This is a genomic window from Bradyrhizobium sp. CB3481 (assembly GCF_029714305.1).
Classification (GTDB): domain Bacteria; phylum Pseudomonadota; class Alphaproteobacteria; order Rhizobiales; family Xanthobacteraceae; genus Bradyrhizobium.
The window spans coordinates 1,746,745-1,761,898 of sequence record NZ_CP121647.1; the positions used below are offsets into that span (position 1 = coordinate 1,746,745).

At 64.2% G+C, this 15,154-nt stretch carries 17 protein-coding genes; 12 read left to right on the top strand and 5 right to left on the bottom strand.

The genetic code is table 11. The features are described 5' to 3' along the window. Positions 1–84 precede the first annotated feature (84 nt). The 6 genes from QA643_RS08395 to ilvC all read left to right on the top strand — a co-directional run bounded on the left by QA643_RS08395 (position 85) and on the right by ilvC (position 5,187). Entirely contained in the window at positions 85–1,065 is a 981-nt protein-coding gene (locus QA643_RS08395; protein WP_283032722.1) for a threonine dehydratase, read from the top strand. A gap of 154 nt (positions 1,066–1,219) precedes the next feature. Beyond that, positions 1,220–1,762: an acetolactate synthase small subunit gene (gene ilvN / locus QA643_RS08400; protein ID WP_065731106.1), complete on the top strand. Its 543-nt coding sequence runs from the start codon at positions 1,220–1,222 to the stop codon at positions 1,760–1,762. A 3-nt stretch (positions 1,763–1,765) separates the two neighbouring features. After that, positions 1,766–2,461 carry a class I SAM-dependent methyltransferase gene (locus QA643_RS08405; RefSeq protein WP_283032723.1) on the top strand — a complete coding sequence of 232 codons (696 nt, stop codon included), beginning with the start codon at positions 1,766–1,768 and terminating at the stop codon, positions 2,459–2,461. A 37-nt stretch (positions 2,462–2,498) separates the two neighbouring features. Next, on the top strand, positions 2,499–3,407 hold the full coding sequence (locus QA643_RS08410; RefSeq protein WP_283032724.1) for an EamA family transporter: 909 nt from the start codon (positions 2,499–2,501) through the stop codon (positions 3,405–3,407). Positions 3,408–3,414: 7 nt separating this feature from the next. Further along, entirely contained in the window at positions 3,415–4,020 is a 606-nt protein-coding gene (locus QA643_RS08415) for a LysE family translocator (protein WP_283032725.1), read from the top strand. 147 nt (positions 4,021–4,167) lie between these two features. After that, positions 4,168–5,187, top strand: coding sequence for a ketol-acid reductoisomerase (ilvC, locus tag QA643_RS08420; RefSeq protein ID WP_283032726.1), 1,020 nt, complete (start codon positions 4,168–4,170; stop codon positions 5,185–5,187). A gap of 226 nt (positions 5,188–5,413) precedes the next feature. On the opposite strand, the gene QA643_RS08425 is transcribed toward ilvC, so the two are convergent. Continuing rightward, complete coding sequence (locus QA643_RS08425) at positions 5,414–5,554, bottom strand: hypothetical protein (RefSeq protein WP_283032727.1); 141 nt, start codon at positions 5,552–5,554, stop codon at positions 5,414–5,416. 51 nt (positions 5,555–5,605) lie between these two features. Further along, positions 5,606–6,058: a PaaI family thioesterase gene (locus QA643_RS08430; RefSeq protein ID WP_283032728.1), complete on the bottom strand. Its 453-nt coding sequence runs from the start codon at positions 6,056–6,058 to the stop codon at positions 5,606–5,608. Between the two features lie 99 nt (positions 6,059–6,157). Between QA643_RS08430 and QA643_RS08435 the strand changes: the two genes are divergently transcribed. Next, on the top strand, positions 6,158–6,994 hold the full coding sequence (locus QA643_RS08435; protein WP_283032729.1) for a LysR family transcriptional regulator: 837 nt from the start codon (positions 6,158–6,160) through the stop codon (positions 6,992–6,994). An 87-nt stretch (positions 6,995–7,081) separates the two neighbouring features. Here QA643_RS08435 and QA643_RS08440 read toward each other — a convergent pair whose 3' ends face one another. Both QA643_RS08440 and QA643_RS08445 read right to left on the bottom strand, forming a co-directional pair. After that, a complete protein-coding gene (locus tag QA643_RS08440) occupies positions 7,082–8,185 on the bottom strand; it encodes a DUF2336 domain-containing protein (RefSeq protein ID WP_283032730.1) in 1,104 nt (367 codons plus the stop codon). 100 nt (positions 8,186–8,285) lie between these two features. Next, positions 8,286–8,450 (bottom strand): hypothetical protein, encoded by a 165-nt coding sequence (locus QA643_RS08445; protein ID WP_283032731.1) that lies wholly within the window; start codon positions 8,448–8,450, stop codon positions 8,286–8,288. Between the two features lie 211 nt (positions 8,451–8,661). Here QA643_RS08445 and QA643_RS08450 point away from each other — a divergent pair, with 211 nt between their 5' ends. Together QA643_RS08450 and QA643_RS08455 are read left to right on the top strand one after the other, a co-directional pair. Then, entirely contained in the window at positions 8,662–9,513 is an 852-nt protein-coding gene (locus tag QA643_RS08450; protein ID WP_283032732.1) for an SDR family oxidoreductase, read from the top strand. 127 nt (positions 9,514–9,640) lie between these two features. Continuing rightward, positions 9,641–9,856: a hypothetical protein gene (locus QA643_RS08455; RefSeq protein WP_349253259.1), complete on the top strand. Its 216-nt coding sequence runs from the start codon at positions 9,641–9,643 to the stop codon at positions 9,854–9,856. 2 nt (positions 9,857–9,858) lie between these two features. Here QA643_RS08455 and QA643_RS08460 read toward each other — a convergent pair whose 3' ends face one another. Further along, positions 9,859–10,476 (bottom strand): hypothetical protein, encoded by a 618-nt coding sequence (locus QA643_RS08460; protein WP_283032734.1) that lies wholly within the window; start codon positions 10,474–10,476, stop codon positions 9,859–9,861. A gap of 210 nt (positions 10,477–10,686) precedes the next feature. Here QA643_RS08460 and QA643_RS08465 point away from each other — a divergent pair, with 210 nt between their 5' ends. The 3 genes from QA643_RS08465 (at position 10,687) to QA643_RS08475 (ending at position 15,115) form a co-directional block, all read left to right on the top strand. Further along, positions 10,687–11,373: a TetR/AcrR family transcriptional regulator gene (locus QA643_RS08465; RefSeq protein WP_283032735.1), complete on the top strand. Its 687-nt coding sequence runs from the start codon at positions 10,687–10,689 to the stop codon at positions 11,371–11,373. Between the two features lie 271 nt (positions 11,374–11,644). Further along, entirely contained in the window at positions 11,645–13,354 is a 1,710-nt protein-coding gene (locus QA643_RS08470; protein WP_283032736.1) for a sulfatase-like hydrolase/transferase, read from the top strand. 30 nt (positions 13,355–13,384) lie between these two features. Continuing rightward, complete coding sequence (locus QA643_RS08475) at positions 13,385–15,115, top strand: sulfatase-like hydrolase/transferase (protein ID WP_283032737.1); 1,731 nt, start codon at positions 13,385–13,387, stop codon at positions 15,113–15,115. Positions 15,116–15,154: the final 39 nt, after the last annotated feature.

Here is a 15,154-nt window from a genome sequence, read left to right on the forward strand (position 1 = left end):
CTCGGCTGTGCTCGGGCGTCTCTGGAATACTGGATCCCCGCCTGCGCGGGGATGACGAGCACGCGAGAGGATCGAGAAACCAAAATGTTTGACCTCGCCGAACTCGAACGCGCGCATGAGATCGTGGGGCAGGCGGTGCCGGCAACGCCGGCGCATGCCTGGCCGCTGCTGGCCGAGCGGCTCGGCACGCAGGTCGTCGTCAAGCACGAGAACCACACGCCGATCGGCGCATTCAAGGTGCGCGGCGGGCTGATCTATCTCGACCGCCTCAAGCGCGAGCGGACGAATATTCCGGGCATCATTTCGGCGACGCGTGGCAATCACGGCCAGAGCCTCGCCTTCGCCGCCGGCCGTCTCGGCGTTCGCGCGGTCATCTATGTGCCGAGGGGAAATTCGGTGGAGAAGAACCGCGCCATGCGCGCGTTCGGCGCCGAGCTGGTCGAGCATGGCGCGGATTTTCAGGCGGCCGCCGAGGAAGCCCAGCGCCGCGCCCAGTTCGACGGTCTGCACATGGTGCCGTCGTTCCACCCTGACCTCGTGCTTGGCGTTGCGACCTACGCGCTCGAATTGTTGCGCACAGCGCCCGATCTCGACGTGCTCTACGTGCCGATCGGGCAGGGCTCGGGAATCTGCGGCTGCATCATGGCGCGCGACCTGCTTGGCCGCAAAACCGAGATCGTCGGCGTGCAGTCGACCGAGGCGCCGTCCTACGCGCTGTCGTTTGCCGCCGGCACCGTCGTGACGACCGAGACCAGCAACACCCTGGCCGACGGCATGGCGACCCGCGTTCCCGTAGCCGAGGCGCTCAGCATCATCCGCAAGGGCGCCTCCCGCATCGTGCAGGTCACGGACGACGAGGTCGCCGCGGCGGTGCGCGCCTACTGGACCGACACGCACAATCTTGCGGAAGGCGCCGGCGCGGCCGCGCTGGCGGCCGCCCTGCAGGAAAAGAACAGGCTTCAAGGCAAGCGCGTCGGTCTGATCCTGTCCGGCGGCAATATCGATTTCGATCTGTTCCGCAGATGGGTGATGCCGGCCGCGGCTGTCGAAAGGATCGCGGTATGAGCATGGCCCGCTGTACGCCACAAATGTTGCTGTCATCGTCCGGCTTGACCGGACGATCCAGTACGCCGCGGTCTCGCGATCGATCGCAGGCGCCGGCGGTTACTGGATGCCCGCCTTCGCGGGCATGACAATGGAGAATGATAAGGGGACGACAATGAACCAGCCCGCATCCGCCTACTTCCTGGAAGATCGCCACGATCCCAACGAGACGCACACGCTCTCGGTGCTGGTGCAGAACGAGCCCGGCGTGCTCGCCCGCGTGATCGGCCTGTTCTCGGGACGCGGCTACAACATCGACAGCCTTACCGTCTCCGAGACCGAGAGCCAGAAACATCTCTCCCGCATTACCATCGTCACCACGGGTACGCCGATGGTGATCGAGCAGATCAAGCACCAGCTCGACCGCATGATCCCGGTCTATCGCGTCGTCGACATGACGATTACCGGCCGCTCCATCGAGCGGGAACTCGCCATGGTGAAAGTGCGCGGCCGTGGCGACAGCCGGGTCGAGGCGCTGCGGCTGGCGGATGCGTTCCGTGCCCGCGTGATCGATGCCACCACCGAGAGCTTTGTGTTCGAGATCACAGGCAATTCTTCGAAAATCAGTCAATTCATCGACCTGATGCGCCCGCTCGGCCTTGTCGAGGTGTCGCGCACCGGGGTTGCGGCGATCGGGCGCGGGCCTGAGGGGATGTGAACCATGCTGGCGAGGGACTGGTACTATACGCAACGGCGGCGGCTTGGCCTCGATTCCGCTGTCGCCTCAATCTACGACCGGCATGACAACAATGACGAGCGGGCGCGCGCCGCGCTCTCCATGCTCGGCGTCAAGCCCGGCTGGCGCGTGGCCGATATCGGCTGCGGCAACGGCGTGCTGGCCTGCGAGGCGGCGCTGATGGGCGCCGAGGTCGACGCGATAGACATTTCGCCGGCGATGCTCGGGCTCGCCAATATCTATGCCCGCGACCGCAAGGCGGCGATCCGGACGCAGTCCGCCGGGATGCTCAGCTTCGCCTACCAGCCGAATTCCTATGATTTGATCGTCAGCGAGTTCACGCTGCATCATCTGCCCGACTTCTGGAAGGCGGTGGCGCTGGCGCGGATCTTTGCCGCGCTGAAGCCCGGCGCCAACTTCTACCTGCGCGACATCGTGTTCGTCAGCATGCCCGACGGCGTCGAGCGTGATATCGAGCAATGGGCCGAGTTCACCATCAAGAACCATGATTTCGAGCGTGAGGGCGTCGTCACCCACATGCGCGACGAATACTCGACCTTCGGCTGGGTGATCGAGCGCATGTTGACCGATATCGGATTTGTGCTGGAATCGGTCGACTATCACGCGCCGCTCCACGGTACCTATCTCCTGCGCAAGCCGAAGCCGGACCAACAGAGCTAAAAACAACCAGCAGAGCCAACAACCAACAGAGCCAGCAATGAAACCGGCCGATGTCTGCATCGCCGTCCTGGTGGCGGTGATCTGGGGGCTTGCCTTTGTCGCGAGCCGGATCGCGCTCAACGAATTTTCGCCGGAACTGATGACGACGCTGCGCTTTTCCATCGCCGCCCTGCCGTGCCTGTTCGTGGCGCGGCCCAAGGTTTCATGGATGGTGCTGGTCTCGATCAGCTTCACGCTGTTTCTCGGCCAGTTTCTCGCCCAGGCTTTTGCCATTGCGCATGGCGTTCCCGTCGGTCTTTCCAGCGTGATCGTGCAGAGCCAGGCGCTGTTCACCATCGGCCTTGCCGCGCTGTTGTTCCGCGAGCGGCCGGGCATGTGGCAGACCGTCGGCATCGCAATCGCGACATCGGGCCTTCTGATGATCTGCGGTACCGTCGGCTATGATTTCAGCGTCAGCGCGTTTGCCATCCTGATGATCTCGCCGCTCAGCTTCGCGGCCGGCAATCTTCTGTTGCGCCGCGCGCAGGGCGCGCCGATGTTCGACCTGTTCGCTTGGCTCTGCCTCGTCGCCGCGGTTCCGCTGTTCGCACTCACGCTGATCACGAACGGCCCGCAGCCGACCTGGCATGCGCTGACCCATATGTCGCTGACCGGCCTGTTGTGCATGATCGGGCTCGGCGGCATCTCCACCAGCATCGCCTATTGGCTGTGGGGCAGGCTGCTGCGCGATTATCCGGCGGCGCAGGTGGTGCCGTTCGCGCTGCTGGTGCCGTTCGTCGGCTCTGCTGCGTCGAGCGTCGTGTTCGGCGAGACGTTCGGGCCGCTGCGGCTCGCCGGCATGGTGACGGTTGTCGGTGGCATCGCCGTGATGTTGCTGTCGAAGCGCCCCAAATCCCTGGAAGATTCCAAGGCTTCAGAAGAACAAGTTCTGCCAAAGATCGCATGAGGCCCCCATGTCGCAATCGCTGTTGATCGCCTTCGTGATGTTCGCCACCGTGATGTTCTTCACGCCCGGGCCGAACAACATCATGCTGCTGTCCTCTGGGCTCACCTATGGCTTCCGGCCGACGATTCCGCACATCATGGGGATCACGGTTGGATTCGCGTTCATGATCGGCGCGGTCGGGCTCGGGCTCGGCACCATCTTCATCGCCTATCCGGTGCTACAGACCATCCTGAAATATGCCGGCGCGGCCTACCTGATCTATCTGGCCTGGGCGATTGCGATGTCCGAGCCGCCGTCGGCGGAAGAGGACAAGAGCCGCGGCCGTCCGATGACGTTCTGGGGCGCCGCCATGTTCCAGTGGGTCAACGCCAAGGGTTGGGTCATGGTGATCGGCACCATCACCGCCTATGCCGCCATCGCTGCCTATCCCTGGAACATCGTGATCCAGGTCGGCCTCAGCCTGGTCCTGGGCATCCTGTCCTGTACCGCCTGGGCGCTGTTCGGCACCTCCCTGCGGCCGGTCCTGACCTCGCCCCGGGCTATCCGGGTCTTCAACGTCGTGATGGCGGTATTGCTGCTGGCCTCGCTCTATCCGGTCTTCATGGACGCATGATGCCGCACCGGGCCATGCAGAAACGGGTTTCCTTTGAGGCGGAAAATGCTCTAGACAACGCCGGAAATTCGCGGGCGACCGGCGGTCCTACCCATCCAAATGCCTGATTAACCGGCCGATTTTGGCCATCGATTAAGGAAACGACCCATGCGTGTTTATTACGATCGCGATGCCGACCTGAACCTGATCAAGGGCAAGAAGGTCGCCATCGTCGGCTACGGCAGCCAGGGCCACGCCCATGCGCTGAACCTGAAGGATTCCGGCGTCAAGGAAGTGGCGATCGCGCTGCGCAAGGGCTCGGCCTCGGCCAAGAAGGCGGAAGCCGCCGGCTTCAAGGTGCTGGAAGTTGCCGAAGCCGCCAAATGGGCCGACCTCGTGATGATGCTGACGCCGGATGAACTGCAGGGCGATATCTATCGCGAGCACCTGCACGACAACATGAAGAAGGGCGCGGCGCTGGTGTTCGCCCACGGCCTCAACGTCCACTTCAACCTGCTCGACCCGCGCGCCGACCTCGACGTCTTGATGATCGCCCCGAAGGGCCCCGGCCACACCGTCCGCTCCGAATACCAGCGCGGCGGCGGCGTGCCCTGCCTGATCGCGATCGCCAAGGACGTCTCCGGCAACGCCCACGACCTCGGCCTGTCCTATGCCTCGGCGATCGGCGGAGGCCGCGCCGGCATCATCGAGACCACCTTCAAGGAAGAGTGCGAGACCGACCTGTTCGGCGAGCAGGTCGTGCTCTGCGGCGGCCTGGTCGAACTGATCAAGGGCGGCTACGAGACGCTGGTCGAAGCCGGCTACGCCCCCGAGATGGCCTATTTCGAGTGCCTGCATGAGGTGAAGCTGATCGTCGACCTGATCTATGAAGGCGGCATCGCCAACATGAACTACTCGATCTCGAACACCGCCGAATACGGCGAATACGTCACCGGCCCGCGCATCGTCACCGACGAGACCAAGAAGGAGATGCGCAAGGTGCTGAACGACATCCAGTCCGGCAAGTTCGCCCGCGACTGGATGCTCGAGAACAAGGTCAACCAGACCTCGTTCAAGGCCACCCGCGCCAAGCTCGCCCAGCACCCGATCGAGGAAGTCGGCGCCAAGCTGCGTGACATGATGCCGTGGATCAAGAAGGGCGCACTGGTCGACAAGAGCAAGAACTGAGTCTGTCAGCCCCTCATGGTGAGGAGCGCGTCTTCGCGCGTCTCGAACCATGACGCCACACACGGGCCTTCATCCTTCGAGACGCGGCGAAGACGCCCGCTCCTCAGGATAAGGGTTGGTACTGGTACTCTAGCACCAAATCTTAAGTCTTGGTCGTCACTATCCGGCGAGATCGCAACAGCGGTCTCGCCGTTTCCTTGAAGGATGGATGCTTCAAGCACATTCTTCAGGCCGTAGCGCCAAGCGCGCCGGCCGAGCCGAAACGAAGAACTGACGCACAGCGCGTATTCTTCGCACAAGCCAATTCATTAATCACATTAGCGATCGAAAGCTCAGCATTTACCGAGTCAAAGCTCGGTTGCTTCATGTGCATTCTCGCTTGTCAAACGAGAGCTGTGCTCAATAGTTGGCGCGACTTTTATTTGGCGGGGAAGTCGACGCCGCGAAGCGTCACGATCGCCACCGCGCATGGCGTTTCCACCCCGTCGGTAACCGACGCCACCTCGACGTGCGCCACGCCGATCGTGCTGCCGACCTGGATCGCGCGGGCACGGGCAATTAGCCTGTCGCCCTTGGCCGGTGCGAGGAAGCTGACGTTGAGATTCACGGTTACCGCGAACCGGCCGGACGGCATCGCCGTCGTCACCGCGCCGCCGCCGGCATGGTCCGCCAGAGCGGCGATGACCCCGCCATGAAAGAAGCCGTTGATCTGCAGGAGATTGTCGTTCCTCGCGAGCGACATCACGACATGGCCCGCTTCCGCGCTCTCGACCCGGGTGCCGACGCTGCTGGTATAGCCGGGCGCATGAGTCACCCGTTCGACCAGGGCGCGGATCGCATCTGGAGTCATCGGCTGTTTCGGCTGGTCCATAGCTTCCTCCCGGCTGTTTGCGCGGGCGCATGCTCCGGCCTGGGCCAGGCTTAGGCAATCCCGATTGCTCCGATATCGAACCATAGATATCCTCTATAGATGGACTTCAGGCAGATCAGGTATTTCGTCGCCGTCGCCGAAGCAGGCAGTTTTTCCGAAGGCGCGCGCCGGGCGTTCGTCACCCAGCCGACGCTGTCGGCGGCAATCGCTTCCTTCGAGACCGAGCTTGGCTTTGCCTTGCTGGAGCGCCATGCGCGCGGGGCGCGGCTCACCTCAAAAGGCGAAGAGGTGCTGGAGACCTCGCGGTCGATCCTGCGCGAAGCGGAGCGGCTCAAGGCGGCGTCCCGCGGCAAGCCGCCGGGGCGGCCGCTGCGGCTTGGCATCCTGCCGACGATCGCACCGGCCTTTGTTGCCCAATGCATCGGGCGGCTGCGTGCGCTGGAGCCCGGACGTTCCTGGCGCACCGAGGATGCGCCGATCGCCAAGCTGCGGGAGCGGCTCACGAGCGGCCGCTACGACGTCATCCTGACCGCGCTCGCACCGGCGGCGCGCGGCCATCGGCAGCTGGAACTGGCGGCCGACCGGCAGGCGCTCGCAGTTTCGGCGCGCGCCTTTCCCCGCGGGCCGGTGTCGCCGGAGATATTGGCGGGCCAGCCCTTGATCGTGCGGGTGCATTGCGAGCAATTGCAGTCGGCCTCGCGCATTCTCGATGCGTGGAAGGTGCGGCCGCGCGTGGTCGCGCAGACCGACAGCGATGCACGTGCGCTTGCGATGGTGGCCGCCGGCCTCGGCTTTTGCCTGATGCCAGACAGTTTTGAGCATCCCGACGTCCGGATGCTCCGTCCCGAGGGCGTCGAGCTGACGCGGCGGCTCGGCCTTGAATGGGTCAGAGGCGGCGGAGACGGCTGGCTCGATCGCGCGTCGGATGCTTGGTGATCGACTGGCGCCCGTCGTGAGAGTTCGTGCAAAAAGCGCATGGCCGGGACGAGCCCGGCCATGACTGGAGGCGGTGACCGCCGGACGCTAGTGCGTCCGGATGATCGGTTCCTTCTCGATCTTGTTGTGTAGCTGCCAGAAGCGAACGGTGCGCTGTGCGGTTTCCATCGACAGTTTGCGGTAATCGCGCTCCGCGATCTCCAGCGTCTGCGCGTTGACCGGATGCTTCGGCCGGTTGCGCAGGATCGACTCGACCGTCGGCCAGTTGAGGCGTGCCGAGCGGCACGGAATAAGGAGAAGGTCGGCGCGCGGGCCGTCCATCAGCTTGGCGGTCATTTCCACCGGCATCTCGTTGAGAACGGCGAGTGCGACGGTGACTTCGTCGAACTTGTTGGTTTCCGCGAACTTGTAGACGGCAGCATCGTCCAGCTCGTTAAGCCCCTTCATCAGCTTCACCAGTTCTTCAGCGACGCCGAAGCTGCGTGTCGGCTGCGGTGTCTCGCGGGCAATCTCGTTGAGGACCCGCTTGATCTCTTCCTGGACCGCGGGCGGTGCGATGGCCAGAAGCCGCTCGCGAACCGCGTCCTTGGCGCGGCGCAGCAGGTCGATCATGAACTTTTGCGGGAAATCGGCGCGCAGGCCGAGAATTTCTACCAGTTCGTCATCCGTGCCGGCGCGGGCGACGATGCTGGAATAGCCCTGGTCGGAAAATTTGGCGCCGGCATTGTTGGCGAGCTTTCGGATCACCGCGCCTTCGCCGCGATCGACGATGACGTCGGTTACGGCGGCGGGCAGGCTGGCCCGGCCGGAAATCGCGAGCAGATGATCCTGTCCCTTGCTGCTGGCGATCTCGACCAGCACCTCGGTCCCGAGCCGGCTGGAATGGGCCAGCACATTGCCGGCGACCTCGATCTCGTCGTCCCAGGCCAGATGCTGGATCACCTCGAACGGGGCGTAGTCGAGCGGCGCCAGCCGCTTGGAGAGCTCGGCCTTCGCCCGCGTCTCGACGCGCGCGATCAGAAGACAGAGCACGTCGTCGAAGACCTTGACCTGGTCGTCGCTCAGACGGTCTCCGTCATGGAGGAAGAGATCGGTAACCTGCCGCAGGGTTTCCACCCGCTTGGCGGATGAACCGCCTCTGACAGCATCTTCGAGCTCGGCAATAATCGAGTGCGCCGGCTGTTGCACCATTGTGGGCAGCCTTGTTGGTTGTTGAAGGGTTCGCGCACACAATGACGAGCCGAGCCTTACACCGCGTTAAGAGCCGGAACCCGGTAAAGCTACAGGCTGGTCAAATCCGAAGCGCGCGACCGCTTCGCGGCGCATGCTGACAGGCGGCGGTGTGAACCTTGCCGCGCATTGCATTCAGTACGTTCCGAATTGTTTTACCAAAGCTGTCGGCCGCATATTCGGCGATTCCGCGTGATAAATCGCCAAGTCGCAGCTGATCGGCCATCTGCGGCCGCTTCCGGTATTCCTATGCGGCTGCTATCCTCACCAAATCGTTGCCGGAAAAAATCGATTGGCAACGTGCCGAACAAGGCGCCGTCAACGCTGGCCGCGCCCGCGAAGGAGGCCAGGGACGCCGAGGGAAAGCCAAGGGAATCCAACGCTTAAGCATTCCTTCACGACGAACTTCATTAAACCTCTGACAGGGCATTTTGAGCATGAGATCAGTCGTCATCACCGGCGCGTCCACCGGCATCGGCTGGGCCTGCGCGAAGCTGCTGCTGGACCGCGGCTTCCGCGTGTTCGGCAGCGTGCGCAAGCAGGCTGACGCCAACCGCCTCAAGCGCGAGTTCGGGACGAACTTCACGCCGCTGATCTTCGACGTGACCGACGAGGCGGCGGTGCTGGCGGCCGCACGCGAGGTTCGTACCGCCCTCAACGGCGAAACGCTGGCCGGCCTCGTCAATAATGCCGGCATTGCGGTCTCGGGCCCGGTGCTTGAGCTCGCCGCCGACGAATTCCGCCGCCAGATGGAAGTGAATTTCATTGGGCCGATCATTGCCACCCAGGCCTTCGGGCCGCTGCTCGGCGCCGATCCCAGCCTGAAGGGGCCAAAGGGGCGGATCGTGATGATGTCGTCGGTCGCCGGCAAGAACGGCAATCCGATCACCGCGCCCTATTCGGCTTCCAAGCACGCGCTCGAGGGATTGTCCGAGAGCCTGCGCCGCGAGCTGATGCTGTTCGGGATCGACGTCATCATCATCGCGCCGGGCGCGGTCAAGACGCCGATCTGGGACAAGGCCGAGGAAGTCGACATCTCGCCCTACAAGAACTCGGCCTACTTGCCGATGCTGGAGAAAATCCGCGCCGTCATGCTGAACCTCGGCGCCAACGGATTGCCGCCCGAGGCGATTGCCGAGAAGGTGTTTGGAGCCCTGACGCTGCCGAAGCCCAAGGTGCGCTACGTGGTAGCGCCTGATCCGGTGCAGGTGTTCATGGCCGGCATGCTGCCCAAGCGCATGCTCGACAAGATCATTGCCAAACGCCTCGGGCTGACGCCGCAGGGATGAGCATGGTGGGTGAGGGCGCCATCGCCGGGCTCGATGCCGGCGAATGCCTGCGCAGCATGACCGAGGCGCGCGCGAAAGAACCGGAAGGCATCAGCCAGCAGTGACGGCGGGAAAGACCAGGGCGGAATTGACCGAACTTGCCGAGACGGCACTGCGCAGCCAGCCGGGCTGCGAAACCGCCTCCGTCCCCGCTGTGCGCGAACTTCCCAACATCCGCGCGGGGCGGAACTGGGAAATTCCGAGCGTCGTGCTCGGCGACAGCCTGATCAGCGACGTCGACCGCGCCGTCATGTCGGTGCACCGCCGGCTCGGGCGGAAGTATCACCTGGTCGCGGGCGATTAGCTCTATCCCGTCTGCGCTGGCGCCCGAGCGCGCGGCGCCATCGCGATCATCCGCAATGCAAACACCGCGACGAGCGGCACGAGGAACAGCACGTATAGCGGCATGTCGGGAATGCGCTTGCCGAACGACACCATGAACTGGAACAGCAGGTAATAGCCGCCGATCAGATGCAGCCGCCGCCAGGCGCGGGCGCCGATTGCTGCCGCGGTGCGGTCGAAGGACGTGGCGGTCAGCGCGAGGATGAAGGCGTAGCCGATGCCGCCGAAGATGTAGGAGGCGAGCGAGGTCGCCGCGGCATAGGCTTCGGGATCCATGATGGCGAAGGCCAGGATGGCGGCGGCGTGAATGGCGTGCGAGGCCGCAAAACTGACGCCGAGATAGCGGCGGTTGCGGCGCAGCCAGCGCGTTCCGGTATTGGGCCATAGCAGGGCGATCGCGGCGGCAGCAAAGGCGAGGCAGAACAGGACTAGCGAAGTGCGCGCGGTGAAACGGATCACCATGCGCACGCCCTCGACCTCGAAGCCGCGCATGCCGGCGATCCAGAGGCTCAGGGCCAGCAGCGTCAGCGCGAGCAAGGCGAACAGCCGCCAGCCTTCGAACCAGCTTTGATGTGTCGGCACGTGTTTTGTTCCCCTGATTGCTCCGTCATTGCGAGCGCAGCGAAGCAATCCATTCTTTCTTCACGTGGCGAGATGGATTGCTTCGCTGCGCTCGCAATGACGCGGATGCTACGGCGCTCAATGTAATCATCAGTTACATAGCCGGCACGGCCCCGGTCAATCCGTGTAATCAGTGCTTACATTCACAAGCCGGTGATGCTACGACAAGCCATGCGCCGCCCCACCAAATCGCCCGCCGCCAAATCCGTAGCGCGCCCGCGCCGCCGCGTGTCCCGTCCTGCTGTGCCAAAGCCCTACCACCACGGCGACCTCCGGCGTGTCCTGATCGACGCTGCGCTGCAGCTGGTCGCCGAGGGCGGGATGGATGCGGTCAGCGTCCGCGAGGCCGCCCGCCGCGCCGGGGTCTCGCCAGGGGCGCCATTCCGGCATTTTCCGAGCCGCGATGCCCTGATCCAGGCGGTGGCCGAGGAGGCGCAGCGCCGGTTTCGCGCTGAGATCGAGACGGCGCTGGCTGCTGCGCCCCCCGGTGACCCCCTCGGTCGCTTTCGCTGCCTGGGGCTGGCTTATCTGCGCTGGGCGATGCGCAACCCGACCCATTTCGAGGTCATTTCCAGCCGCCGCCTGTTCGATCACGATCACGCGGCCGCCATCTCAAGCGACAATGCCGAACTGATCGCGCTGGCCGAGCGGACACTGGCGGACGCCTTTGCGGCCGGGCAGCTCCGTTCCGCCGACCTCAAGCAGGTCCAGATTGCCGGACGGGCGCTGGTCTATGGCTTTGCCCGGATGAACATCGACGGCCATTTTCCGCGCTGGGGGGTTGGGGCCGGCGAGGCCGAGCGAACCGCCGAGGCGGTGCTCGATCTGTTCATCGCGGGGATTGCAAGGAGGGGCTGACGCGCCCGTCATTCCGGGATGGTCCGAAGGACCAGACCCGGAATCTCGAGATTCCGAATTCGGTGCTGCGCATCGCTCCGGAATGACGGGCAAACAGTTGGCCACCCCGTATTCACCACGGCGCAGTCCTTGGGAGGCAAATTCATTGCGCGTTCATGACGATTCCACTACGTTTTTGTGACGCGGCACAGGTTCCGGCTGGGTCGTGCGTCTCCTGGTAGGTCGCCAGCCAAGGCTTTGCATTGCGCCGGGTCATGTTGCGTTGTCCCCCATGGCGCCCGCGCCAAATCCTGGGCCGTCCGCTACCACCCTCGTCGCCGGGCTTGCCGCGATTGGCTTCTGGCGGCTTTCGGCCGTTGCTGCACCGCACATGGCGGCGCTGGCGATCCTGCTGCAAACCGAGACCGATTTCGGCGGCCGCATGGGTTTTGCCCTGGCCTGGAGCGTCCTGAACTTCTTCTTTATCGCGCTGCTGCGCCGCCCGGCGCTGTCGGGCGCGCTGTCGCTGACGCTGGTCGTGGTCCTGGTGCTGCTATCGCGCCTCAAGCACGACGTCGTGCAGATGACCGCCAACTTCGTCGACCTGATGGTGATCGACCGCGATACCGCGGCCTATCTGTTCACGATCTTTCCTAACCTGCGCTGGAACGTGGTCGGCGCCGCGCTCGTCATCCTGCCGCTGATGTATGCGCTGTGGTGGCTCGATCCGTTCCGGATCCGCCGGCTGCCGGCGGTCACGGGCCTGCTCGCCTGTCTCGCCGGGCTCGCCGGTTATTCCATCGCCTGGCCCGATGAGGCCTGGCGCGGCTATTACGACGACGGCTATCTGTCGAAATTCGCCCGTTCGGGGGTTACAGCGGTTTCCGACTTCGTCAATTACGGTTTCATGGAATCGGAAGCGGTCACCGCCGAACGGCTCAAGGTGCCGCTGGAGGATTCCTGCCACGTCGCCGGCCGCCGTCCGCACATCATCATGATCCATGACGAGTCGAGCTTCGACATCCGTCAGGCCGGCGGCGTCAAGGTGCCGGCTGGCTACGGCAGCCACTTCAAGTCGTTCGACGGCCGGGAGCGGAAGTTCATGGCCGAGAGCTCAGGCGGCGCGAGCTGGATGGCCGAGTACAACGTGCTGGCCGGCCTGTCGTCGCGTTCGTTCGGCCGCTTCTCCTATTTCGTCACCCGCATCGCCTCGGGCAGGGTGGAGCGCGGGCTGCCGCTGGCGCTGCGCCGCTGCGGCTACAGCACCATCTCGCTCTATCCGGCCTATGGCGCCTTCATGAGCGCGCGCAGCTTCCAGGCCTCGACCGGCATCCAGCACTTCTATGATGCGCGCGCGCTCGGCGCCAAGGGCATCGAGCCGGACAGCTTCTTCTACGACAAGGCGGTCAACCTGATCGCCGAGCAGCCGGCCAATACGCCGTTGTTCACCTTCGTCTATCTTGCCGCCAACCATTTCCCCTGGGAAACCAGATTCCGTCCGGACCTGCTGCCGTCCTGGCGCATGCCCGGCAATGAGCCGGTGGTCGACGAATATCTGCGCCGCCAGACGATGAGCGCCGGCGACTATGCGGCGTTCGTCGCCAGCCTGAAGAAGAAGTTCCCGGCGCAGCCGTTCCTGATCGTCCGCTACGGCGACCACCAGCCGGAATTCTCATCCAACCTGCTGGATCCCGGCCTCGACGAAGCCAGGCTCGCCCGCAAGTTCAACACCTATGATCCGCGCTACTTCACCACTTACTACGCGATCGACGCGATCAATTTTCAGCCGGTGAAGAGTTCCGCCGTGATGGACACGATCGACGCACCCTATCTGCCGCTGGTGGTGCAGGAAGCGGCCGGTATTCCGCTCGATCCGTCGTTTGAGGAGCAAAAGAACATCATGCTCCGCTGCAAAGGTGTATTCTACGCCTGCAAGGATGGCGCGGAGGCGCGGAGGTTCAACCGCTTATTGATCGAGGCAGGTTTCATCAAGGGACTCTGACGAGCGATGTCGGCCGCTGCAGGACCCGGAATGAGCGAAAGCGTCCACGCCAAATCGCGCGGCATCCGGTTCTTTGTCCCCGCCGGCCTCGTCGTTGCCGTTCATCTCGCGGGGCTCGCGGTCCTGCTCACCACCGAATACGGGCCGTTCGCAATCACGCTGGCGCTGCTGGCGTGGGCGTTCGTGAACTGCTTCCTGCTCGTCGTGCTGCGGCGGCCCGGCGTCTGCGCGGCGCTGGCGCTTGGTTTGATCGTGATCCTGATCGAGCTCTCGCGCTTCAAGTTCGGTATTCTCCAACTCACCCTGACGTTCCTCGATTTCCTGATCATCGACCGCGATACGTTTTCGTTCCTGCTGTCAGTATTCCCGCGCCTGCAGACGCAATTGATGATCGTGGGGCTGGCTGCGGTGCCACTGCTCTGGGCGCTCTGGCACTTCGATCCGTTTCGCGTGCGGCGCTCGCTCGCGCTATCGGGCCTCGCCGGCGCAACGGCGTTGATATCGGTGATGGCGATCGCGGTGCCCGAGCAGCCCTGGGAGCCATTCCAGGGCGTCAACCACATTTCCAGCCTGGCGCGCTCCGGCGTGGTCGCGGTGTCGCGGCTGGCTTCGACGGGGTGGATCGAGGCCGATCCGCCGTCGGAGCGTCCGCTGCGCCTGGCATCGGAAGCGCACGCTGCCCGTTCACCGGCGCTGGCATCGGCTGATACCTGCGACACCACCGCCAAGCGCCCACACATCATCCTGCTGCTCGATGAATCGAGCTTCGACGTCACCGCGGCGCCCGGCATCAAGGTGCCGGCGGGCTACACCGATTTCTTCAAGTCGGCCGACGGCAAGCGGCGGACCATGATCGCGGAATCGACGGGCGGTCCGACCTGGTACACCGAGTTCAACGTGCTGACCGGCCTGTCGGCGCGCTCGTTCGGCGATCTGAAGTTCTACGTCACGCGCATCGCCGCGGGCCGCGTCACGCGCGGGCTGCCGCAGGCGCTGCAACGCTGCGGCTACAAGACCGTCTCGCTCTATCCGACCTATGGCGATTTCCTTAGCGCCCGCGCCTTCCAGAAGGGCACCGGCGTCGAGCGCTTCATCGACATGGCCGAGATGGGCGTGAACGAGGACATGCAGCCCGACAGCTTCTATTACGATCAGGCCTTGAAGACGTTCGCGCGTGAGCAGGCGTCACAGTCGCCGGTCTTCATGTTCGTCTATCTCACCGCCAACCATTTTCCCTGGACGGATGTTTACCGGCCCGATCTGACGCCCCAAGGGTGGACGCCGCCCGGCAACACCGCCGAGGTCGACGAGTACATTCGCCGCCAGACCATGACGGCGAACGACTACCGCGCATTCACCGAACGGCTGAAGCACGACTATCCGGATGAATCCTTCCTTGTGCTGCGCTTCGGCGATCACCAGCCGGCCATCTCGCAAAAGCTGCTCGAGCCCGGCATCGAGCGCGCGAAGCTGGCCAAGCGCCTGATGACAGCGGACCCGCGCTATTATTCGACCTACTACGCGATCGACGGCATCAACTATTCGCCCACGAACCTGTCGTCGGCGCTCGAAACCCTCGATGCCGCCTACTTCCCGCTGGTGCTGCAGGAAGCCGCCGGCCTCCCGCTCGATCCGTCCTTCAAGGAGCAGAAGAGCATCCTGCTCCGCTGCAAGGGCGCGTTCTATTCCTGCAAGAAAGGCGCGGAGGCGCGGAGGTTCAACCGCATGCTGATCGACGCGGGAACGATCAACGGGCTTTGATTCCGCTCTATCCCCGTCATTGCGAGGAGCGAAGCGACG